The organism is Mesorhizobium sp. WSM3868 (assembly GCF_002294785.1).
Lineage (GTDB): Bacteria > Pseudomonadota > Alphaproteobacteria > Rhizobiales > Rhizobiaceae > Mesorhizobium.
This window is the reverse complement of the sequence record NZ_NSGB01000001.1, coordinates 16,078-36,422: the sequence shown is the minus strand read 5'-3', so window position 1 is coordinate 36,422 and position 20,345 is coordinate 16,078. Positions and strand designations below refer to the sequence as shown.

Genomic DNA, 20,345 nt, shown 5'->3' with positions numbered 1-20,345 from the left:
TTGTGGGAAAGGGTGGGCAGCGCCCCCTCCCGTCGTCATCCACGGGTCTGTGCCGTGTCGCTTCGCTCCTTGCTCCGCTCGAGGATGAAGAATGGCTTGGAACCTACGCGACCGCTCGCAACCCCTTACCGATTCGCGCTCCCTCCGGCAGCGTATCCAGCGCCGCCTCCAGCAATATCTCTGCCAGCCGTGCCGCCACCGGATCGAGCTCGGCATCCTTCTGGTGCAGATGCAGCGCCATCATCGGCAGGGGCGGCAGGCCGAGCACGCCCGGCGCGATCGCCCTGACAGTGGCCGGCAGGCCGATATCGGTGCGGATCGTCAGCCCGAGACCCGCCGCGACCGCCGCCCAGATGCCGCCGAGGCTGGGACTCGAGAACGCCATGCGCCAGGTGAGGCCGGCGCGGTCGAGCGTCTCGGTCGCCACGGTGCGCAGCAGGCACGGCGCCTCGAACAACACCAGCGGCAGCGCTTCACCATTGTGGCCGGCTTGCATCGGTTTCGCCGGGCCGATCCAGCGCGCCTGCACCTCGGCGACATGCCGGCTGTAGGGCAGGATCGTGCCGTCGTGCCAGGCCAGCGCGATGTCGAGGCTGCCTGAGACGACGCGCTCGGCGAGCTCATGGCTGCGTCCGATCCGCGCTTCGATCCGGACCTTGGGATGCGCACGGGCAAACCGGCCGAGCACCTCCGGCAGCACGGCCTCGCCGAAGTCCTCCTGCAGGCCGAGCCGCACCCAGCCTTCCAGCTCGACGTCGCGGATAGCTGAGGCCGCCTCGTCATTGAGCTCGATGAGACGCCGCGCATAGCCGAGCATCGTTTCACCAGCTTCGGTAAGCGCCAGGCCGCGCCCCGCCTTGCGGAACATCGACGTCGCCGCCTGTTCTTCCAGCTTCTTCAGCTGCGCGCTGACGGCAGAGGTCGAGCGGCCGAGCCGCTCGGCCGCCTTGGCGAAACTGCCAAGCTCCATGCCGGTGACGAAGGTTCTGAGCACGTCGAGGTCGAATGTGACACGTCGCATGAGATCGTCCTTATTTTCAGGATAATCGATCAAAAACTTGCTGATTTTCTGGATGAAGCTATGGCGCTACATCCGACCGGTCAAGACCGATGGACCGGCGCAGAGGGAATACGAGATCATGTCCGCCATCGTAACTCGCAACGATTGCCGGCGGCCCGCGGCAGGCGCCGCCGCTTCGGCTGGCCGCGCCTTCGGGCCCACCCATCGATGGAAAGTGCTCGGCATCGGCGTCGCCGCCAATGCCGGCTTCTCCGCTACCTTCTCCGGCATCCCGGCGACGGCTGTGGTGATGCGCCAGGGTTACCATCTCGACAATGCCTCGCTCGGCGCTGCGCTCGGTCTGCTCGGCCTCGGCGTGGCGCTCAGCGAACTGCCCTGGGGCGTGCTTACCGACCGCTGGGGCGACCGCCGCGTGCTGCTGACCGGGCTCGGCGCGACCGCCATGTGGCTTTTTGCCATGGCAATCCTCGTCGTGCCTACGAAAATAGCCGCTCCCAGTGTCGTGCTGCTTTCGGCCAGCCTGCTCGTTGCCGGCCTGCTCGGCGGCAGCGTCAACGGCTCCAGCGGCCGCGCCATCATGGGCTGGTTCGGCGAAGGCGAGCGCGGCTTCGCCATGAGCATCAGGCAGACGGCGGTGCCGCTTGGCGGCGGGCTCGGCGCGCTCGTCATGCCGTGGCTAGCCTTGGGCTTCGGCTTCGCCGCCGTCTTCGGCCTGCTGGCGGCTCTCTCCGCGCTCTCGGCTTTCTTTGCCTGGCGCTGGCTGCACGAGCCGCCGACGCAAGGCGACGCGCATGCCGCCGCCGTCACGAGCGGCCCGGCGCCGCTGCGCAACATCGAGGTCTGGCGCATCTCGGCAGCTATCGGCCTGCTCTGCTTCCCGCAGGTGGCGGTGCTCACCTTTGCCTCCGTCTTCCTGCACGACTTTGCCGGCATGGGCACATGGGTAACCAGCGCCACCCTCGCCGCCGTGCAGACGGGCGCCATGGCGATGCGCGTCTGGAGCGGTCGCTTCACCGACCGCCACCGCAACCGAAGGCCGTTCCTGAGGTTCTGCAGCGCGCTGAGCGCGCTGGCCTTCCTGGTGCTATGGGTTCTGGCCATCGCTGCAGCCAGGCAGCCGTCGCTGCTGTTGCTCCTGCCCCTTATGGTGATCGTAGCCGGCATCTGCGTATCGGCCTGGCATGGCGTTGCCTATACCGAGCTTGCGACACTTGCCGGTGCCGGCCATGTCGGCACCGCGCTCAGCCTCGCCAACACTCTGGTCTTTGTCGGCTTCTGCCTGGTGCCGATCGCCATTCCCTGGCTTCTGCTTCTCTTCGCATGGCCGGGCGTGTGGCTGGCGGCCGCGATCTGCGCGGCGATCGCATGGCCGATTTTTCTGCGCACGGCCTGACGTTTTCGCCGGCTTTCCACAGCTGGCGGAGGCCGGCTTATCTGCAACATGAAAAAAACACGATCGGTGCCGTTAACCCCCCATCAAGGTTAATGCTTCATTTTGGCTCTCCGGGGTCAGTAGCGTTTCTGGAGAGTTCCGTGCATCGACGCGTTCTTACGCGGCTCGTCGCCGCCGCCGTTGCGAATAAACGTTCCTTCCTTCCTCCTTTGGTTCTGGGGCTCGGCTTCTGGGTCGGCTTTCCGTCCGTCGTCGCTTACCAGGATATGGCAAGCCTCGTGTCCGGGCTGGAGTCGCCCAGCCATCGCTGGAATGCCTATGTCGAAAAATCCGTCGCCGGCTCGGTGCACGCCGCCGAGATGCCGTTCGTCGATTCGGCCGCCACGGGCTCGATCTCCGGCTCCGGCGTGGACCTGCCTGGCGTTGGCACGGTGGCGCTCCGCGGCAAGGGCAATGTCGCCGGCGCTACGCCCGATGAGGACCGCGTCGTGCGCGCCGACAAGAAGGGCCGCCTCGTCCAGGTGTCGCCGGTTGCGCCGCCGAAGAATTTCAGCGCCGGCTCCATCTTCGAGCGCACCTCCTCGCTGCTCCGTCCGGCGATGGACAGTGGCCTGAAGCTGACTTTCGCTAAGCCCGGCATCAAGGGCAAGGAAATCCAGATCGCCCAGGCCTTCCACATCCGCGAGGACAAGAAGCCCGATCCGGATCTGCCGGCGGCTCTCATCGCTCTCGTCAACAACGACAAGCCGGACATCCTCGCCACCGCCTATGCCCAGTCGGCGCCGGACTATGCCAAGGCCTCGCCCTTTGAGGCTCTGCTGCAGGACGATCCGAATGACGGCCGCTTCATTCCGCCAATGGGCAAGGGGGATCACGCCTGGATGCAGAATCCGCTGCCGGCGGCCGTCTTCTCCAAGCCGGAACAGGAATGCCTCGCCAAGGGCATCTATTTTGAGGCGCGCAGCGAACCGGTGCGCGGCCAGGCCGCGGTGGCGCAGGTGATCCTAAACCGCGTCCGCAACCCTGCCTATCCGAAGACGATCTGCGGTGTCGTCTACCAGAACGACAACTGGTTCAACCGCTGCCAGTTCTCCTTCGCCTGCGACGGCAGGAAGAAGCGCATCAACGACGCGGTCGCGTACAAGACCGCCCAGGATGTCGCCATGGCGGTGACCGCCGGCAAGATCTTCATCCCCGAGGTCGGATCCTCGACGCATTACTACGCCAACTACGTCCATCCGGGCTGGGCGCGCGCCATGCAGCGCATGACCAGGATCGGCCTGCATATCTTCTATCGCACCTATGGCGGCGGCTGGAGCTGAGCCGTTTAGGCGGCTCGAACTGAGCCGCTTGATCGGCACCCTGCGGCGACGCTCTTTCTCGCTTGCTGCGCGCATCGATCGGAGCGGCTTGCCTCCCGGATTCGCGCCGAGTCCTCGCACAGGCGTGACGGGCACGATGTCGCACCCGGATAAGTCGTTGATTTGAAACGGGAAAATACATCGCTTTGAAGTTCGGCCCGTGGCTTGACGGGCGCGGACCCGCTAACTATGTTGCCGGCGACTTTAGAAGCGGACGGACGGTGATCGTCTGCCCGGGCAGGGGGGTTGCGATGGCCGACAAAAACGGGCCAGACGGAACCGGAGAAACCGGCCGCGGCAGGCAGCCAGAAGCCACCATCCGCGACGACGAACTTGAGCGCCGCCGGCGCGAGCTTGAAGCATCGCTTGCATCAAGACGCACGGACCGGCTCGAGGGGAAAGACGAAGCGAAAGCTGCGACCGGTTACGGTCAGGCCCTGAAACTGTCCAGCGAGTTCATCGCCGGAGTGGTGGTTGGTGTCGGCCTGGGCTGGATCATCGACCGCTTGGCGGGAATCGCGCCCTGGGGTCTGATCGTCGGCCTGCTGCTGGGTTTTGGCGCCGGTATACTCAATGTCCTGCGTTCGTCGGGACTTGCATCGGAATTCGGCCAGGGCGGCAAGCCGCCCGAACCGAAGGACTGAAGTAAGGCGCCGCAAGGCGCGAAAGAAACTTAAGAAGCCGGTTGTGGCTTTGACGGGGATTTAAAGTGGCTGCTGCTGACCAGGTCGATCCGATCCACCAGTTCCAGATCCATCCGATCATCCCGCTTCATATCGGCGGCTACGACATTTCTTTCACCAACTCCGCTTTGTTCATGGTCGTGACGATCGCCGTCGCTTCCGCTTTCCTCTACATGAGCACCGCCAGCCGCGCCCTCATTCCTGGCCGCCTGCAGTCGGTCTCGGAAATGGCCTATGAGTTTGTCGGCAACATGCTGCGCGATGCGGCGGGCAAGCAGGGCATGCAATTCTTCCCGCTGGTGTTCTCGCTGTTCATGTTCGTGCTGGTCGCCAACCTGATCGGCCTGTTCCCCTATTTCTTCACCGTCACCAGCCACATCATCGTCACCTTCACGCTGGCGATCCTGGTCATTGGCACCGTCATCGTCTACGGCTTCGCCAAGCACGGCCTCGGCTTCCTCAAGCTGTTCGTGCCGCATGGCGTGCCTGGCTATCTGATGCCGCTGGTGGTGGCGATCGAAGTCATTTCCTTTGTCTCGCGTCCCGTCAGCCTCTCGGTTCGTCTTTTCGCCAACATGCTGGCCGGCCACATCACGCTGAAAGTGTTTTCGGGCTTCGTCGTCAGCCTCAGCGCGCTGGGTGCGGTCGGCATAGCCGGCTCGGTCCTGCCGCTCGCCATGGCGGTTGCCCTGACGGCGCTGGAACTGCTGGTCGCCTTCCTGCAGGCCTACGTCTTCGCGGTGCTGACCTGCATGTATTTGAACGACGCTCTGCACCCGAGCCACTGATCGATTTTCACCGGCGCCCCGGCGCCAGCATACCCAACGTACCAACCGCAACGATTACGAAAACCACAGGAGTTTTGAAATGGACGCAACTGCAGCAGCTGCTATCGGCGCTGGTATCGCCTGCATCGGCATGGGCGGCGCCGGCATCGGCCTCGGCAACATCTTCGGCAGCTATCTCTCGGGTGCGCTCCGCAACCCGTCGGCCGCTGACGGCCAGTTCGGCCGCCTGATCTTCGGCTTCGCCGTGACCGAAGCGCTGGGCATCTTCTCGCTCCTCATCGCGCTGCTGCTGGTCTTCAGGTAAGAACCACGCGCTGACGAAAGGGGCCGCATGGTGCGGCCCCGCCGTATGGACAGGGGAATGAGATGTTCGTGACATCTGCCTTTGCGCAAGAATCCGCGCCGGCCACGGCCGAGGGCGATACGCATGCGGGCACCGCCGTGCCTGCCGAGGAGCATGGCACGTTCCCGCCGTTCAATGCCGAGACCTTCCCGTCGCAGATCCTGTGGCTCGTCATCACCTTCGGGCTCTTCTATTTGTTCCTGAAGCGGGTTGTGATGCCGCGCATCGGCGGTATCATCGATGTCCGCAACGATCGCATCACCCAGGATCTCGACCACGCCGCCAGGCTGAAGGGCGAGGCGGACGCTGCCGTTGCCGCCTATGAGCAGGAATTGGCGGAAGCTAAGGCCAACGCCAACAAGATCGGCCAGCAGGCGAGCGACGCCGCCAAGAGCGAAGCCGAAAGCACGCGCAAGAAGCTCGAGGCGGAACTCGAGAAGAAGCTCGGCGAAGCCGAGGCGAGCATCGCCTCGATCAAGGCCAAGGCGATGAAGGAAGTCGGCACGATAGCCGAGGACACCACGTCGGCCATCGTCGAGGCGCTGGTCGGCGGCAAGACCGACAAGGCCGAGATTTCGGCCGCGGTCAAATCCGCGACCCGGTGAGGAGGCCATCATGGACGCCACATCACTTGCCACGCTCTGGGCCACCATTGCCCTGATCATCTTCCTCGGCGCCGTCATCTATCTGAAGGTGCCGGGCATGCTCGCAAAGTCGCTCGATTCCCGCGCGGCCAAGATCAGCAGCGAACTCGAGGAAGCGCGCCGCCTGCGCGAAGAGGCCCAGCAGCTGCTCGGCCAATACCAGCAGAAGCGCAAGGAAGCCGAGAAGGAGGCCGCCGACATCGTCGCCGCCGCCAAGCGCGAGGCCGAGCTCCTTGCTTCCGAGGCGCATAAGAAGACCGAGGACTACGTCGCCCGGCGCACGGCGCTTGCCGAGCAGAAGATCAGCCAGGCCGAACGCGAAGCGATCGGCGAGGTGCGTGCCAGCGCCGTCGACATCGCCGTCGAGGCCGCCCGTGCGCTGCTCGCCGCCAAGGTCGACGCCAAGGCCGGCGCCGATTTGTTCAAGTCGGCGCTGCAGGACGTGAAGGCCAAGCTGAACTGAGCGGCTCTGCCGTTGCTGACATGAAGCCGCCTGGGCAACCCGGCGGCTTTTTTGTTTTGGGCGCGAATAATCTCCCCTCTTGAGGGGGAGATGTCGCCGAAGGCGACAGAGGGGGTCGTTGCGCGTAGAGCTCGACCCTTGTGCGACTAAAAGAGGGCGTCGGTGCTTCACGCGCGACGACCCCCTCCGCCTGCCGGCCATTTCCCCCTCAAGGAGGAGATTAATCTATTCCCTCGAAGCTCTCTTCCGCTTCCGCCACCTCGACGCCGCCCAACCGGAACGGCGCGAACGACGCCCTGTGCAGTCGCGCCACCGGGCCATGCGCCTCGATCGCGGTCCGGTGGCGGACCGTCGCGTAGCCCATATGCATTTCGAAGCCGTAATGCTCATGATGGCCGCCGCAGCCGCACATCATGCGGTCGCGCATCACCTTGGCGATGATCGAGGCGGCGGCGATAGACTGCGAGCGCTGGTCGCCCTTGATCAGCGCGCGGCCCTCGCAGGTGAGCCCTGGCGGCACGTCGCGACCGTCCGCCAGCGCCAGTTTGGGCGGCAGCGACAGGCCAGCGGCGGCGCGGCGCATCGCTTCCAGGCTGGCTTTCAGAATGTTGCTGTTGTCGATGCCTTCGGCGCTGATCGAGGCCATCGAGACGCTGAGCGCCGAGCCCAGGATTTTGAGGAACAGCGCCTCGCGCTGCAGATGGGTGAGGCGCTTGGAATCGTCGAGCCCTTCGGGAATGTTGGCCGGGTTGAGCACCACGGCCGCGGCCACCACCGGACCGGCAAGCGGCCCGCGGCCCGCCTCGTCCATCCCCGCTACCGGCCACAGCCCCTCGGCCATCGCTTTCGTTTCAATCGAGAAGTCGGGCTTCTCGACCATTTCGAAGAGAAGCGGAGAATCGGAACGCGCGCGAGCCATGGTGCGGCGAGGTTCGCATCGGCTCCGATTCTCCGCAAGTCCCTCCGGGTCGGATGGGGCGTCGGACCGGGAGGGCACCGTCTCACGGCCGGGGACTGGGCCGGACGGGATTCTTGAGCAATTCCAGGAAGAGTGCGTAGCGGGCCTTCCGTACGAAGTTACATCAAAACAGAGGGTTAGCGGATCGCAATCCGGGCGCAAAAGTCTGCCTCCGGAGTTGCCTTAGCGCCGGCCTTCGCGGCGGCATCGTCTTCACAGCAGCATCAACTGCTCGCCGACGCCGGAGCCTGCGACGAATTGGTCGGTCCGAAGCTGCCGCCGCTCGGCATTGAGGCCGAGCCGCTTGGCGGCGATCTCGAAGCGCCGGCCGATCTGCCAGGCATAGGGTCCGGCGCCCTTCATGCGCTTGCCCCATTCCGAATCGTAGTCCTTGCCGTCGCGCATCGAGCGGATCAGCGACATCACATGCCGGTAGCGATCCGGATAATGGCGCAAGAGCCAATCCTTGAAGATCGGCGCCACCTCGAGCGGCAGACGCAGCACGACATAGCCTGCCTCCCTGGCGCCGGCGGCGCGCGCCGAATCGAGGATGCGCTCCATCTCCGGATCGGTGAGGCCGGGAATGATCGGCGCCACCATCACCGAGGCGGGGACGCCGGCATCCGAAAGCTGCCTTATCGCTTCCAGCCGCTTTGTCGGCGTCGAGGCGCGCGGCTCCATGGTTCTCGCCAGCATGCGGTCGAGCGTCGTCACCGACAGCGCCACCTTGGCGAGGCCGCGTTCGGCCATGCGCGACAGGATGTCGATATCGCGCGTCACCAGTGCCGACTTGGTGACGATGCCGACCGGATGGCCACGCGCCTCCAGCACCTCCAGGATCTCGCGCATGATCCGGTATTGCTTTTCGATCGGCTGGTAGGGATCGGTGTTGGTGCCGATGGCGATGGTGCGCGGCTGGTAGCCGGGCTTCGACAATTCCCTGTCCAGCATACGCGCCGCATCGGGCTTGGCGAAGAGCTTGGATTCGAAATCGAGCCCCGGCGACAGGCCCATGAAGGAATGCGTCGGCCTGGCAAAGCAGTAGACGCAGCCATGCTCGCAGCCGCGATAGGGATTGATCGAACGATCGAAGGAAATGTCCGGCGACTCGTTGCGCGTGATGATGGTGCGCGGCTTCTCGACCTGCACCTCCGTCTTGAACGGCGGCAGTTCCTCCAGCGAGTTCCAGCCATCGTCGAACACATGCCGGCTGACCGGCTCGAAGCGGCCGGACGGATTGATGCCCGCGGAGCGTCCGCGATTGCGGTCCGGCCGCACGCGCATGCCGCTCTGTTCTATCATTGCATTTGCCATCTCGGCTCTGCCTGCTCCGAAAGCGGCAATGTCGGCGCGCACGATCTGTTCCATTTTCGCCCTCTCCCAGGGACTGTCGGCAGGCTGTCGAATCGCTCTGTTCATGAAACTATTCCTATTTTACCAATGAGAACAAAGCAAGAACTTTCTCGTTCAGAAAGCGCAACTGGCGCAGCGCCGCGCTTTCCGCTATTCGGCTAAAATGCTCAGCGTCCTCATCGAAACCAGGAACGACGAAGAAGGCCTTGCCCGCACGCTGGCCTCGTTGATCGGCGGCGCGGTCGAGGGCGTGGTGCGCGACGTCATCGTCTGCGACACCGGCTCGACCGACCAGACGCATCGCGTCGCCGAGCATGCCGGCTGCCACCTCGTGGCCGGCGGCATCGCAACGGGCATCGGCCAGGCCAAGGGCGACTGGCTGCTGCTTCTGGAACCCGGCGCCCGGCTCGCCGAAGGCTGGATCGACGACGTCGTCGCTCACGCGGCGAGGCAGACGATGCCGGCGCGTTTTTCACGCGCCCGCGGCAATCGCATGCCGTTTCTGGTCCGGGTTTTTTCGGGCCACCGGGCTCTGGAGGAAGGGCTTGTCATCAGCAAGCGCCAGGCCACGGTGCTGGCGAAAAGCGCCCGCAGCGCCGAAGCCCTGGCGCGCGGCCTCGCCACCAGAAGGCTGAATGCCGAAATCTGGGTGGCGCCGCCGAAGTGAGCGCATGCCCTCCTTCTCTCCAGAAGGCGAAAAGAGAGAAAAGGCCGCGAACTTTGCCGGCCCATTCTATTGTGCATTGCACAAAAACCTGCAGTGGATTAGCATCTGCTTGAAGCGGGACAATCGGGATTGGGTGACGATGAAGCGGCAGACGGCTGGCGCTTCGTCGGACGCCATGCATACGAGGAACCCGATGAACCTTGGTACTCCAGACAATTCAGGCGCGGCCAGCCTGGAGGCGATCGCTCGTAATGGCAGCCTGTTCAGGCGCATCGCCGTGCGCATCCCGACCTATCTGAAAGATCTCCGCGAAAATCCGGCCTGGCTGCCGATGTTCGTGCTGGCGCGCACCATGCCGGGGCGCCGCATGCACTGGCTAGGCGCCAGACGCGTCCGCCCGCTCGACAATGCGGGAGAGACGATGTTTGCCGGCGTCGATCGCGAGGCGGTGGTCGCGGCGCTTCGCTCCGATGGACTGTTTTCGGGGTTGACGCTGCCGTCGGCGATCCATGAGGAGATCGCCGTTTTTGCGCAGCGCACGCCCTGTTTCGGCAATTTCGACCGCCGTCTCGAATTCATGCCGGGCGACCATGCCGAGGCGGAGAAGCGTTTCGGCCGCTCGCTGCTCAGCGGGCATTATTTCGAACGCATTCTCGATTGCCCGGCGGCGCTTGCCATCCAGCGGGATCCGCTGCTCCTCGAGGTCGCGCAGCACTATCTCGGCGGCCAGGCGAAACTGATCACGACGCGCGTGTGGTGGAGCTTTCCGACCGGCAAGGCCTCGGATGCCGACAAGAATCTCGCCTCGCTCGGCAAATACCATTTCGATCTCGACGATTGGCGGATGCTGAAATTCTTCTTCTATCTGGTGCCGGTCGACGCCGGCACCGGCCCGCATGTCTATGTCCGCGGCAGCCACAGGCGCCGCGCGCTCAAGCACCAGCTCACGCTTCTGGTCGGCCACCCCGCGGAAGACGTGCTGGACGTCTACGGTCCGGAAAGCCCTGTGACGCTGACGGGCGAGGCGGGCCTCGGCTTCGTCGAGGATCCGTTCGGCTTCCATATGGGAACGGTGCCGACGCATACGCCGCGGCTGATGATGGAAATCGGCTTCGGCGTCTCGCGGCCGTCGCGCCGCCGCTTCCACGGCGAGCCGGTCATCCGCTGAGCCGGACGGGGCCGCTACTCCAGCTTGCCGCCGCGCCTGAGGTGCTCGTCCAGCCGCGGCATGATCTCGACGAAGTTGCAGGGCATGTGCCGGTAATCGAGCTGCGCCTTGATGATGCCGTCCCAAGCATCCTTGCACGCGCCGGGCGAGCCCGGCAGCACGAAGATAAAGGTGGCGTTGACGACGCCGCCGGTCGCCCGGCTCTGGATCGTCGATGTGCCGATCTTGTCATAGGAAATCCGGTGGAAGACTTCCGAAAAGCCGTCCATGCGCTTTTCGAAAATCGGCTCCAGCGCGTCCGGCGTGACGTCTCGCCCCGTGAAGCCGGTGCCGCCCGTGGTGATGACGACGTCCACCGTTTCATCCTTCGACCAGGCGAGCACTTTTTCGCTGATCTTCTCGCGGTCGTCGGTCACGATGTCGCGAGTAGCCAATACATGGCCAGCCTCTGCGATGCGGTCGGCCAATATCTGCCCCGATTTGTCCTCGGCTAGGCTGCGCGTGTCGGAAACGGTCAGCACCGCGATGCGCACCGGGATGAAGGGGCGGCTTTCGTTGGTCATCAGTCGGTCTCCATGCTGCGCGTCGCGGCCACGAACCAGCCCGGATGGCGGCGGCGGATGTCGATCGCCGCGCGCTTGGCGACATTGCCGGTCTCGAACAGGCCGAAGCAGGTAGCGCCGGAGCCCGACATGCGGGCAAAGGCGGCTCCCGCTTTTTTCAGCGCCTTGAGCGCATCTCCGATCGCCGGTTGGATGGCGCGAGCGGCAGGTTCGAGATCGTTCCGCGTCGTGTCGAGCCAATTGCGCATGCCGTGAAAATCGAGGCGGCCGGGCAGCGGCGGCAATGCCTCATTGTCAGGTTTGGAAAGCGCTTTGAACACTTCGGGTGTCGAAACGGCCACGCCCGGGTTGACCAGGATGAGCGCCAGCGCCGGAAACTCCGTCAGCGGCGACACTTCATCGCCAATGCCGCGCGCAATGAGCGGCCTTGCCTTGAGGCACATCGGCAGATCGGCGCCGAGCGTCAGCCCGATCCGCGCCAGCCCCGCCTCCCCGATGTCGAGCTTCCAGAGGCGCGAAAGGCCGTTGAGCGCCGCCGCCGCGTCGCTCGAGCCGCCGCCGACGCCGGAAGCGACCGGCAGGTTCTTCTCCAGCCGGATGGCGACTGGTGGCGTCTGTTGCGCGCCGGCTTCCCGCCGCAACGCGTCGCGCGCTTTGAGTACCAGATTGTCGCCATCGATTGGCACGCCGGCGGCGAAGGGGCCAGACACCGAAAACGCATCGTCTTGGGCCAGCTCGATCTCGAGCCGGTCGCCAAAGCGCGTGAACACGGCAAGGCTGTCGAGTAGGTGATAACCGTCGGCGCGCCGTCCGGTGACGTGCAGCGCGAGGTTGATCTTGGCAGGCGCAAGCCATGTCCGGGACTTGGCCTCGGCCTCCAGAATGTCGGCTGCTGGCGAGATGGTGTTCAGTCCTTAGCCAGACGGTACTCGCCGGTCTTCGGATCCTTGACCAGCGTTCCCATCGTGCCGTTGGCCGCCTGCTTCTCGGTGCGCCGGATCTTGGCCGTCACGCGCTCGGCCTCGCGTACGAAAGCGCGATAACCGAAATAGGCGGCGGCGCCGACGACAACGAAGAAAATGATCTGCGGCATCTCACAACTCCTCCCGCGTTCTCGCGGCAAGGCCGGCCGGATGGGTCGGTCAAGCGGCCATGCTAGACGCAATCATGGCTTTTTCAAAGCCCGAAGCGCGCCCACAGCGCGCGCTCTTCCGCCGCATCGATGACGCCGCTGGCCGCGGCCGCGGCGATGTCCGGCGCCGAAAAACGCGATCCGAACAAGCCGAAACGGCCGAAAAGCCCGCGCGGCGCGGTGATCAGCCTGAGCTGCGTCTTTTCGCCGAAACGGGTCTTGAGCACGCTGCGCATGTCGCCCAGCGCATCGACGAGGCCGAGCTCGAGACCCTTTTTGGCGGTCCAGAACAGTCCGGTGAACAGATCCGGGTCGTCCTTGAGCTTGGTGCCGCGCCGTTCCTTGACGAGATCGATGAAGGTCTCGTGCACTTCGAGCTGCAAGGCTTTCAGCCGCTCGACGTCTTCCCTCTTTTCCGGCTTGAAGGGGTCGAGTACGGCCTTGTTCTGGCCCGCGGTGTGGACGCGCCGCTCGATGCCGATCTTCTTCATCAGCTCCGGGAAGCCGAAGGAGGCGGAGACGACGCCGATCGAGCCGACGATCGAGGAAGGGTCGGCGAATATCTCGTCACCGGCGATTGCGATCATGTAGCCGCCGGAGGCCGCCACATCCTCGACGAAGACGAGCACTCGTCTGTCCTTCTCTGCCGCCAGGTCGCGGATGCGCTTGAAGATCAGCCGCGACTGCACCGGCGAGCCGCCCGGCGAGTTGATCGAAATCGCAACCGCCGGCGCGTCGAAGCCGAACGCCTTCTCGATGAGCCCGGCCGTCGAGGCGAGCGACAGGCTTGGCCGGAACTGGCCGCCGCCGGGCATGATCGTGCCATGCAGCCGGATGACCGGAATGGTGACGACTGTCGAGCGCCAGGATTTCGGCAGCAGGCGGTTGAAGAAGCGTTTCACGAAAGCTTGTCTCCACAAGAGATGCTAGAGCAAGGTCAGACCTCATCCTTGCTCCCGGGCATGTAGGAATTCGCCGCGCAACGGCAATGCCGCATCGCCGGCCTCTGATCAATCGCCGAACAGCGACGCCAGCCCGTTGTTGATCATTTCGGTCCGCTCCGTCGGCTCGTTGCCGGATGCGCCGTGCAAGGTGAGCGGAGGCCGGATCGACAGTTTTCCGCGCGCGCCGAGCACCGCCCTGACGACGATGCGGATCGCCGCCGCGTCTGGGCGCGGGTGCACGCAGAGCATCTCGGCATCGCCGAAGCGGCCTTCCATCGCATCCAGGATGGCGACAAGCTGCTCCGGCCGCGCAATCGCGGCCAGTCCGCCGCGCGGCTTGACGACCGCGGCCGCACTTCTGATCCAGCGCTCGAACAGGCCGTCCTCCGTGACATGCGCTTCTCTGCGCAGCGCGTCCGGCGTGGCGCGGTCTTGCGCCGCGTTGAAGGGCGGGTTCATGACGACGAAGTCGAACGAATTGTCGGCAAGTCCGGCTCCGTGCCGTGCCCGTCCCGCAAGCGTGACGTCGGCCTTAAGCACCGAGGCGCGGTCGCCGAGATGCGCGTTCCCGGGGTGGGCAAGCGTGGCCGCGGCAAAGGCCGCCATCTCCGCGGAACGCTCGACCAGAACCGCGTGTGCCAAAGGGCAGCGCGACAGCACAGCGAGCGTCGCCGCACCGGCGCCCGCGCCGAAATCGGCGAGCCGGCCGGAAAAGCCGGATGGGACGGCAGCCGCCAGCATCATGGCGTCCATGCCGGCACGGTGGCCTTGTCGCGGCTGCACCAGCCAGAAGCGCCCGCGATGGAAGGCGTCGACCGTGTGGGCCGGCGTGTCCGGGGCGAGGGCGGTTGATGCTGCCATTATTGCCGGCGGATCTCGTTCTCGATGCCGGCATCCTTCAGGATGCGCCGTGCGGCATCGGCTTTCTCGGCATCGACCATGACGCGCCTGGGCAGGATGCCGATCGATCCGTCGAGCACGCTCATGTTCTGGTCGGCGACGAAGCAGGCGATGCCGGCGTCGCGCATGAGCGATTCGACGAAGGAGATGAGGACGGCGTCGTTGGTGCGGACAAGCTCGATCATGGAATGAAAATCGCAGGTTGCGGCGCTCATGTAAACGCCGGGGCCGCCCAGCGCCAGCCAAACCGCGCCAATTCGCCTCTTGCCGTGCGCGGTTGTGCCGACCTAGAGTCCCACCGGGACCAGGGTGTTGTCGGGCGCGTCAATGAGACGGGAGTGATCGTGGTGGGTGTCGTTCTGAATATCGAAGGCAAGCGGGAACCTGCTTCCATCCAGGATCTCATCGACCTGACGGCAGCCGACATGGGACGGGTCAACGAGCTGATCCTGTCGAAGGCCGGCTCCGACGTCGAGATGATCCCGGAGGTCGCCAACCACCTGATCTCGTCCGGCGGCAAGCGGCTGCGGCCGATGCTGACGCTCGCCGCCGCCCAGATGTTCGGCTATGCGGGCGAGGGGCACGTCAAGCTCGCCACCGCAGTCGAATTCATGCACACCGCGACGCTGCTCCACGATGACGTCGTCGACGAGAGCGCGCTTCGCCGCGGCAAGAAGACGGCGCGCATGATCTGGGGCAACCAGGCGAGCGTGCTGGTCGGCGACTTCCTGCTCGGCCAGGCTTTTCGCATGATGGTCGAAGTCGGCTCGCTGGAGGCTCTCGACATCCTGTCGAGCGCCGCCTCCATCATCGCCGAGGGCGAGGTGATGCAGCTTGCGGCTGCCAAGAATCTGGAGACCACCGAGGACGAGCACTTCGCCGTCATCAAGGCCAAGACCGCCGCCCTGTTCTCGGCCGCCGCCGAGGTCGGTCCGGTGATCGCGCTCGCTTCCCGCACCGACCGGGCGGCTCTGCGCTCCTATGGCATGAATCTCGGCCTTGCCTTCCAGCTCATAGACGACGCGCTGGACTATGGCGGCTCCAGCAAGGACCTCGGCAAGAATGTCGGCGACGATTTCCGCGAGGGCAAGGTGACGCTGCCGGTGATCCTCGCCTATCGGCGGGGCACCAAGGCCGAGCGCACCTTCTGGAAGCGCGCCATCGAGGAAAATGCCGCCGACGATGCCGGGCTCGAAAAGGCGATCGGTCTGATGACCCGCCATGGCGCCATCGCCGATACGATCGGTCGCGCCCGTCACTTCGGCGAGATCGCCCGCGACGCGCTCGCGCCGCTGGAGGCGACGCCGCAGAAATCGGCGCTGATCGACGTCATCGATTTCTGCATCAGCCGCGTCAACTGAGCGCCTGTCGGTTCTCCTTGGCATCGCCTGGCGTCCGCCGGGCGGGCGCATGTGATTCCGCTCTGGCCGTCTCGACAAACGGCAGCTCAGCAAATTATCTATAAAACATGGCCACCACAGAGGACACGATCGCCGTCCGCATCAGCAAGGAACTGGCGGACCGCATCATTTCGGGCGTTATCGAGCCCGGATCGCGGCTGCGCCAGGACCATGTCGCCGAGGAATTCGGCACCAGCCACGTGCCGGTGCGCGAGGCCTTCCGCCGCCTCGAGGCGCAAGGTCTGGCGATCAGCGAGCCGCGCCGCGGCGTGCGTGTGGCCGCTTTCGACCTCGGCGAGGTCAGGGAAGTGGCCGAGATGCGCGCGGCGCTCGAAGTGCTGGCGCTGCGCCACGCCGCGCCGCATCTGACGCCGGCGATCCTCGACCGCGCCGAGGAGGCGACCAAGGCGGGCGACAAATCCCGCGATGTCCGCTCCTGGGAGGAGGCCAATCGCACCTTCCACCGCTTGATCTTGACGCCCTGCAACATGCCGCGCCTGCTTTCCACCATCGACGACCTGCATGCCGCAAGCGCGCGTTTCCTGTTCGCCGCCTGGCGCTCCGAATGGGAGACCCGCACCGATCAGGATCACCGGGCGATCCTGAGCGCGCTGAGGCAAGGCAACACGGAATCGGCCGCCGCCACGCTCGGCCGGCATGTGCAATGGATCGGCCAAAAACCGGTCAAGACCGCTTCCGGCAGGACTCGCGACGCCTTCGCCATTGTCGGCTAACGCGAGAACCCAGACACAGCTGCCTTTCTGCGCTCAATGGCAGTCAAATGTCGGTTTGGGTGCCCCAATGCCCGGTGAATGGCTGAGCCTCATTGCTCCTGCGATCTGCCTCCGCAAGGCAGCGCTTGCCATCTCCGCAAAAATATGGATTCGATAATAGATCGATTGCAGGAATTATCTATAATTTCAACTCAACCAGGGACCACCTCACCGTGACAAACATCGCCGTTTCGACCCGCCAGTCTTCCTTCAGCCCGCTCCAACTGCACAGCCGCTCCGTTGCCTGGCAGTTCGGCGCCGTCGTCCTCGGCTCGCTGTTCCTGGCGCTGTCGTCCTACATCGAGGTGCCGATGGTGCCGGTTCCGGTGACCATGCAGACCTTCGCGGTGACGCTGGTCGGTGCGCTCTATGGCTGGCGCTTCGGCGCGCTGACCATCACGGCCTGGCTTGTCGAGGGTGCCGCCGGCTTCCCGGTTCTGGCCGGCGGTGCGGCCGGCGTGCAGCATTTTATGGGCCCGACCGGCGGCTATCTCTTCTCCTTCCCGATCGTCGGTGCGATCGTCGGCTGGCTGGCCGAGCGCGGCTGGAACGGCAATCGGGTGATGCTTGCCTTCGCCGCCATGCTCATCGGCAATCTTCTGTGCCTGGTTCTCGGCACGGCCTGGCTTGCCGCCATGATCGGCGCCGAGAAGGCCATCACCTTCGGCTTCCTGCCCTTCATTGTCGGCGGCCTCCTGAAGTCGGCGCTGGGCGCCGCAACGCTGAAGCTCTTTTCCACCTATCGGGCCGAACCGCGCGACCGCTCGTCAAAGACGCAATGACCGTCAGGCTGCGCGCCCATCATCTGCTCTGCCTGCTGACCTATGTCGGCAAAGGCTACTCGCCCGCTTTCACCGCCAATTACGACAAGGTGGTGAAGCGGCTGGGCGACGGCGAGGCGGTCCTGATCGTGTCCGGGCCGGACGACATCTGCACCCCGATGCTGGTCGAGCCCGAGCCGCACTGCCTGGGCGAAGGCGCCGCCGAGCGCGACGGGCTCGCGGCGCGCGACGTCGGCGCTCTCCTCGGCCGGCCCGTCCGGGCCGGCGACCGGCTCGTGTTGGATGCCTCCAGCCTGGCGCCGATGCGCAAGGCGTTTTCCGCCGGCCTGACGCGTCAGGCGTGCTCGGGCTGCGAATGGTCCGACCTGTGCAGCGCGGTTGCCCTCAGCGGATTCCAAAATACGCGTCTTTAGGCGGCGCTGTCTGCGGCTTCCCGCGCCGGACTTTTTGGATGCACGCCGTATTTTTTAAGCCCGATGATTGCATTGTGATTCGCTGCGGATTGAAGCCTGACCCCAAAAAGGCCATGCTTTGTCGGGAAAACATCGACTCTGTGGGCGGTCCGCCAAGGGGGGATCGCGTCTGGCTGAAAGGGATACAATGCGGCAAGGACGTGCGCGCTGGCTGACGAGGCTGGCATTTTTAACGGGTGTGGCGCTGTCGGTGCTGCCTGCCCATGCCAAGGAAAACTCCCAACCGGTCCAGATCACGTCCTTTTCGGGCGCCTATCTTGCCGCCCATATTGCCGAAAGCGACAACGATCTCGACAATGCCATCGCCTATTACAAGCAGGCGCTGGCCTTTGCCCCCAATGACACCGAGCTGCAGCAGAGCCTCATGCTGGCGCTGGTCGCCCAGGGCCGCTTCGAGGAATCGCTGGTCTATGCCGACAAGCTCAAGGAAGTTCCCGATGTCGAGCGCTTCTCACGTCTGGCGCTTGCCATCGATTCCTTCCACAAGAAGGACTACGCCAAGGCTCAGTACTGGCTGAAGCTGTCGCTCGAATCCGATCTCGACCGGCTGCTCTCCGGCATCATGGACGGTTGGGCCAAGGAAGGCGCGGGCGATGCCTCGGAGGCGATGGCTTCGATCGACAAGCTCAAGGGTCCGGACTGGTTCGGCCTGTTCAAGTCCTTCCATCGCGCCCTCATCGCCGACGCCGCCGGCCTTTCCCCCAAGGCCGATGAGATCTACGCCGCCACCCTGGCCGATACCGCCGCCGGCGGCTCCGCGCCCGAGACGTGGATGCGCAATGCCCAGGCCTATGCCTCGTTCCTCGCCCGCAAGGGCGACAAGACAAAGGCGATGGCGGTGCTGAACCAGGCCGAAGCCTTCGCGCCTGGCAAGCTCGAAATCACCACGCTGCGCGACAGGATCAGCAAGGGCGACAAGATCGAGCCCCTGGTCGCTACCCCGGCCGACGGGGCCTCGGAAATCCTGCTCGACCTCGCCACCGCGCTCAACCGTGGCGGCGGCGAGCCTTTCGTGAGGCTCTATCTGCAATATGCGCTGGCGCTGAAGCCGGACAGCGACGCCGCCCTCGTGCAGCTCGCCGCCGTCGCCGAGCAGCTGAAGGACGGCGAAGGCGCGATCGCGCTCTATCGGCGTATTCCGGCCTCCTCGCCATTGAAGGAGCTTTCTGAGCTGCAGCTTGGCCTGAACCTTGCCGACATCGACCGTCACGACGAAGCCATCGCGCATCTCAAGGGCTATGTCGATGCGCATCCGACCGACATGCGCGGCTACCTGGCGCTTGGCGGCGTCTACTCCTCGAAGGAGGACTACCGTTCGGCTGCCAATCTCTACGACAAGGCGGTCGAACAGCTGAAGACGCCGACCGCCGCCAACTGGAACATCTTCTACCAGCGCGGCATCGCCTATGAGCGGCTGAAGGAATGGCCGAAGGCCGAGCCCAATTTCCGCAAGGCTCTGGAGCTGCAGCCCGACCAGCCGCAGGTTCTGAACTATCTCGGCTATTCCTGGGTCGACATGAACATGAACCTCAAGGAAGGCCTGGCGATGATCCAGAAGGCCGTGGATCTCAGGCCAAGCGACGGCTACATCGTCGACTCGCTTGGCTGGGCCTATTACCGCCTCGGCCGCTTCGACGACGCCGTGCGCGAAATGGAGCGCGCCGTATCGCTGAAGCCCGAGGATCCGGTTCTCAACGACCATCTGGGCGACGCCTATTGGCGCGTCGGCCGCAAGCTGGAAGCGACCTTCCAGTGGACCCAGGCACGCGACCTGAAGCCGGACCCGGATGTGCTCGCCACCTTGCAGCAGAAGCTGCTGAAGGGCCTGCCGCCGATCGAGTCCAACACGGCGCAGGAAACGCCGAAGGTGAAACCGGTCCCGCCCGCGGCGCCGAAGGGCTGAGGCGCACAATTCTGCAGTTTGGCGGGGCCCTTTTGGGCCCCGCAACGTTTTCAAAACATCTTGCGGTAGACGACGAACCCCGAGCGCTCGCCGATCCTGTCATAGAGCTGCATGGCGGTGTGGTTGGTCTCATGCGTCAGCCAGTAGACGCGACCCGAGCCCGCGGCTTTGGCGCGCTCGTAAACGCCTTCGATCAGCGCCCGGCCGACGCCTTGGCCGCGCGCGGCTTGTGAGGTGAAGAGATCCTGCAGATAGCAGTTCGGCGCGATCGCCGTGGTCGAGCGGTGGTAGAGATAATGGACGAGGCCGAGAAGCTTGCCGTCGCGCTCGGCCACCAGAGCATGCACCGGCTCGTAAGCGTCGAAGAAGCGCGACCAGGTCATCTGGGTGATCTCGCCGGCAAGCGCGGTCTCGCCCGAGCGGCCGTAGAATTCGTTGTAGCCGTCCCAGAGCGGCAGCCACTGCTCGTAGTCCTGCTGGGTGACGGGGCGGACAGTGAGTTGACCAGGCATGGCGGGAACCTTTGTCGTTGCGGCTCACCGAAGCAAACGGCCCGCGTGAGCGGCCTTCAATGGGCCAGCCGCCGGCAAAGCGTTCAACCTCTCCTCAATGCGGCGCCGTGCCTTGACGCTT

Annotated in this window: 24 protein-coding genes; 14 read left to right on the top strand and 10 right to left on the bottom strand. The window is 65.0% G+C overall.

Going from position 1 to position 20,345, the window contains the following annotated elements; genetic code table 11:
• Positions 1 to 103: 103 nt before the first annotated feature.
• Entirely contained in the window at positions 104 to 1,021 is a 918-nt protein-coding gene (locus CK221_RS00190) for a LysR substrate-binding domain-containing protein (protein WP_095776651.1), read from the bottom strand.
• 52 nt (positions 1,022 to 1,073) lie between these two features.
• Between CK221_RS00190 and CK221_RS00185 the strand changes: the two genes are divergently transcribed.
• The 7 genes from CK221_RS00185 (at position 1,074) to CK221_RS00155 (ending at position 6,696) form a co-directional block, all read left to right on the top strand.
• The gene (locus tag CK221_RS00185) at positions 1,074 to 2,414 is read left to right on the top strand and encodes an MFS transporter (protein ID WP_245430548.1); all 1,341 of its coding nucleotides are present in this window, start codon (positions 1,074 to 1,076) and stop codon (positions 2,412 to 2,414) included.
• A 140-nt stretch (positions 2,415 to 2,554) separates the two neighbouring features.
• A complete protein-coding gene (locus CK221_RS00180) occupies positions 2,555 to 3,736 on the top strand; it encodes a cell wall hydrolase (protein WP_066999048.1) in 1,182 nt (393 codons plus the stop codon).
• A gap of 290 nt (positions 3,737 to 4,026) precedes the next feature.
• Positions 4,027 to 4,419: an AtpZ/AtpI family protein gene (locus CK221_RS00175; protein WP_066999046.1), complete on the top strand. Its 393-nt coding sequence runs from the start codon at positions 4,027 to 4,029 to the stop codon at positions 4,417 to 4,419.
• 65 nt (positions 4,420 to 4,484) lie between these two features.
• The gene (locus CK221_RS00170) at positions 4,485 to 5,246 is read left to right on the top strand and encodes a F0F1 ATP synthase subunit A (protein ID WP_066999043.1); all 762 of its coding nucleotides are present in this window, start codon (positions 4,485 to 4,487) and stop codon (positions 5,244 to 5,246) included.
• A gap of 79 nt (positions 5,247 to 5,325) precedes the next feature.
• Positions 5,326 to 5,550 (top strand): F0F1 ATP synthase subunit C, encoded by a 225-nt coding sequence (locus tag CK221_RS00165; protein WP_066999040.1) that lies wholly within the window; start codon positions 5,326 to 5,328, stop codon positions 5,548 to 5,550.
• A gap of 62 nt (positions 5,551 to 5,612) precedes the next feature.
• Positions 5,613 to 6,194 carry a F0F1 ATP synthase subunit B gene (locus CK221_RS00160; RefSeq protein ID WP_066999038.1) on the top strand — a complete coding sequence of 194 codons (582 nt, stop codon included), beginning with the start codon at positions 5,613 to 5,615 and terminating at the stop codon, positions 6,192 to 6,194.
• 10 nt (positions 6,195 to 6,204) lie between these two features.
• On the top strand, positions 6,205 to 6,696 hold the full coding sequence (locus CK221_RS00155; RefSeq protein ID WP_066999035.1) for a F0F1 ATP synthase subunit B: 492 nt from the start codon (positions 6,205 to 6,207) through the stop codon (positions 6,694 to 6,696).
• 220 nt (positions 6,697 to 6,916) lie between these two features.
• Here the strand turns inward: CK221_RS00155 and CK221_RS00150 are convergent, their stop codons facing one another.
• On the bottom strand, positions 6,917 to 7,615 hold the full coding sequence (locus CK221_RS00150; protein ID WP_095776222.1) for a ribonuclease HII: 699 nt from the start codon (positions 7,613 to 7,615) through the stop codon (positions 6,917 to 6,919).
• A 252-nt stretch (positions 7,616 to 7,867) separates the two neighbouring features.
• Positions 7,868 to 9,022, bottom strand: a complete 1,155-nt coding sequence (locus CK221_RS00145; RefSeq protein WP_127241487.1) for a PA0069 family radical SAM protein — start codon at positions 9,020 to 9,022, stop codon at positions 7,868 to 7,870.
• A gap of 148 nt (positions 9,023 to 9,170) precedes the next feature.
• Here CK221_RS00145 and CK221_RS00140 point away from each other — a divergent pair, with 148 nt between their 5' ends.
• Both CK221_RS00140 and CK221_RS00135 read left to right on the top strand, forming a co-directional pair.
• A complete protein-coding gene (locus CK221_RS00140; RefSeq protein ID WP_095776220.1) occupies positions 9,171 to 9,674 on the top strand; it encodes a glycosyltransferase in 504 nt (167 codons plus the stop codon).
• A gap of 193 nt (positions 9,675 to 9,867) precedes the next feature.
• Positions 9,868 to 10,842 carry a hypothetical protein gene (locus tag CK221_RS00135; RefSeq protein WP_095776649.1) on the top strand — a complete coding sequence of 325 codons (975 nt, stop codon included), beginning with the start codon at positions 9,868 to 9,870 and terminating at the stop codon, positions 10,840 to 10,842.
• A 14-nt stretch (positions 10,843 to 10,856) separates the two neighbouring features.
• Here the strand turns inward: CK221_RS00135 and moaB are convergent, their stop codons facing one another.
• The 6 genes from moaB to CK221_RS00105 all read right to left on the bottom strand — a co-directional run bounded on the left by moaB (position 10,857) and on the right by CK221_RS00105 (position 14,566).
• Entirely contained in the window at positions 10,857 to 11,405 is a 549-nt protein-coding gene (moaB, locus tag CK221_RS00130; protein ID WP_095776219.1) for a molybdenum cofactor biosynthesis protein B, read from the bottom strand.
• On the bottom strand, positions 11,405 to 12,286 hold the full coding sequence (locus CK221_RS00125; RefSeq protein WP_095776218.1) for a 4-(cytidine 5'-diphospho)-2-C-methyl-D-erythritol kinase: 882 nt from the start codon (positions 12,284 to 12,286) through the stop codon (positions 11,405 to 11,407). Before CK221_RS00125 ends, moaB begins: the two co-directional genes overlap by 1 nt.
• Before the next feature lie 26 nt (positions 12,287 to 12,312).
• A complete protein-coding gene (locus tag CK221_RS00120) occupies positions 12,313 to 12,498 on the bottom strand; it encodes a hypothetical protein (protein WP_066999017.1) in 186 nt (61 codons plus the stop codon).
• An 83-nt stretch (positions 12,499 to 12,581) separates the two neighbouring features.
• Positions 12,582 to 13,439: a S49 family peptidase gene (locus CK221_RS00115; RefSeq protein WP_066999014.1), complete on the bottom strand. Its 858-nt coding sequence runs from the start codon at positions 13,437 to 13,439 to the stop codon at positions 12,582 to 12,584.
• 108 nt (positions 13,440 to 13,547) lie between these two features.
• Positions 13,548 to 14,342 (bottom strand): methyltransferase, encoded by a 795-nt coding sequence (locus CK221_RS00110; RefSeq protein ID WP_179294428.1) that lies wholly within the window; start codon positions 14,340 to 14,342, stop codon positions 13,548 to 13,550.
• On the bottom strand, positions 14,342 to 14,566 hold the full coding sequence (locus CK221_RS00105) for a DUF2007 domain-containing protein (RefSeq protein ID WP_066999078.1): 225 nt from the start codon (positions 14,564 to 14,566) through the stop codon (positions 14,342 to 14,344). Before CK221_RS00105 ends, CK221_RS00110 begins: the two co-directional genes overlap by 1 nt.
• Before the next feature lie 162 nt (positions 14,567 to 14,728).
• Between CK221_RS00105 and CK221_RS00100 the strand changes: the two genes are divergently transcribed.
• The 5 genes from CK221_RS00100 (at position 14,729) to CK221_RS00080 (ending at position 19,712) form a co-directional block, all read left to right on the top strand.
• Entirely contained in the window at positions 14,729 to 15,742 is a 1,014-nt protein-coding gene (locus CK221_RS00100; RefSeq protein ID WP_066999009.1) for a polyprenyl synthetase family protein, read from the top strand.
• A 107-nt stretch (positions 15,743 to 15,849) separates the two neighbouring features.
• Positions 15,850 to 16,515: a GntR family transcriptional regulator gene (locus CK221_RS00095; RefSeq protein ID WP_066999005.1), complete on the top strand. Its 666-nt coding sequence runs from the start codon at positions 15,850 to 15,852 to the stop codon at positions 16,513 to 16,515.
• Positions 16,516 to 16,727: 212 nt separating this feature from the next.
• A complete protein-coding gene (locus CK221_RS00090; protein WP_095776217.1) occupies positions 16,728 to 17,336 on the top strand; it encodes a biotin transporter BioY in 609 nt (202 codons plus the stop codon).
• Positions 17,333 to 17,749 (top strand): DUF1284 domain-containing protein, encoded by a 417-nt coding sequence (locus CK221_RS00085; RefSeq protein WP_095776216.1) that lies wholly within the window; start codon positions 17,333 to 17,335, stop codon positions 17,747 to 17,749. Before CK221_RS00090 ends, CK221_RS00085 begins: the two co-directional genes overlap by 4 nt.
• Positions 17,750 to 17,936: 187 nt before the next feature.
• Positions 17,937 to 19,712, top strand: coding sequence for a tetratricopeptide repeat protein (locus CK221_RS00080; RefSeq protein ID WP_095776215.1), 1,776 nt, complete (start codon positions 17,937 to 17,939; stop codon positions 19,710 to 19,712).
• A 50-nt stretch (positions 19,713 to 19,762) separates the two neighbouring features.
• On the opposite strand, the gene CK221_RS00075 is transcribed toward CK221_RS00080, so the two are convergent.
• Positions 19,763 to 20,224, bottom strand: a complete 462-nt coding sequence (locus CK221_RS00075) for a GNAT family N-acetyltransferase (protein ID WP_066998995.1) — start codon at positions 20,222 to 20,224, stop codon at positions 19,763 to 19,765.
• Between the last annotated feature and the right edge of the window lie 121 nt (positions 20,225 to 20,345).

Excerpts from the sequence above, each read along its gene's own strand:
- CK221_RS00140 (WP_095776220.1), top strand. The coding sequence starts at position 9,171 with ATGCTCAGCGTCCTCATCGAAACCAGGAACGACGAAGAAGGCCTTGCC.
- CK221_RS00080 (WP_095776215.1), top strand. The coding sequence starts at position 17,937 with ATGCGGCAAGGACGTGCGCGCTGGCTGACGAGGCTGGCATTTTTAACG.
- moaB (WP_095776219.1), bottom strand. The coding sequence starts at position 11,405 with ATGACCAACGAAAGCCGCCCCTTCATCCCGGTGCGCATCGCGGTGCTG.
- CK221_RS00150 (WP_095776222.1), bottom strand. The coding sequence starts at position 7,615 with ATGGCTCGCGCGCGTTCCGATTCTCCGCTTCTCTTCGAAATGGTCGAG.
- CK221_RS00095 (WP_066999005.1), top strand. The coding sequence starts at position 15,850 with ATGGCCACCACAGAGGACACGATCGCCGTCCGCATCAGCAAGGAACTG.
- CK221_RS00075 (WP_066998995.1), bottom strand. The coding sequence starts at position 20,224 with ATGCCTGGTCAACTCACTGTCCGCCCCGTCACCCAGCAGGACTACGAG.
- CK221_RS00175 (WP_066999046.1), top strand. The coding sequence starts at position 4,027 with ATGGCCGACAAAAACGGGCCAGACGGAACCGGAGAAACCGGCCGCGGC.
- CK221_RS00160 (WP_066999038.1), top strand. The coding sequence starts at position 5,613 with ATGTTCGTGACATCTGCCTTTGCGCAAGAATCCGCGCCGGCCACGGCC.
- CK221_RS00135 (WP_095776649.1), top strand. The coding sequence starts at position 9,868 with ATGAACCTTGGTACTCCAGACAATTCAGGCGCGGCCAGCCTGGAGGCG.
- CK221_RS00145 (WP_127241487.1), bottom strand. The coding sequence starts at position 9,022 with ATGGAACAGATCGTGCGCGCCGACATTGCCGCTTTCGGAGCAGGCAGA.
- CK221_RS00110 (WP_179294428.1), bottom strand. The coding sequence starts at position 14,342 with ATGGCAGCATCAACCGCCCTCGCCCCGGACACGCCGGCCCACACGGTC.
- CK221_RS00190 (WP_095776651.1), bottom strand. The coding sequence starts at position 1,021 with ATGCGACGTGTCACATTCGACCTCGACGTGCTCAGAACCTTCGTCACC.
- CK221_RS00120 (WP_066999017.1), bottom strand. The coding sequence starts at position 12,498 with ATGCCGCAGATCATTTTCTTCGTTGTCGTCGGCGCCGCCGCCTATTTC.
- CK221_RS00085 (WP_095776216.1), top strand. The coding sequence starts at position 17,333 with ATGACCGTCAGGCTGCGCGCCCATCATCTGCTCTGCCTGCTGACCTAT.
- CK221_RS00105 (WP_066999078.1), bottom strand. The coding sequence starts at position 14,566 with ATGATCGAGCTTGTCCGCACCAACGACGCCGTCCTCATCTCCTTCGTC.
- CK221_RS00185 (WP_245430548.1), top strand. The coding sequence starts at position 1,074 with ATGAAGCTATGGCGCTACATCCGACCGGTCAAGACCGATGGACCGGCG.
- CK221_RS00155 (WP_066999035.1), top strand. The coding sequence starts at position 6,205 with ATGGACGCCACATCACTTGCCACGCTCTGGGCCACCATTGCCCTGATC.
- CK221_RS00165 (WP_066999040.1), top strand. The coding sequence starts at position 5,326 with ATGGACGCAACTGCAGCAGCTGCTATCGGCGCTGGTATCGCCTGCATC.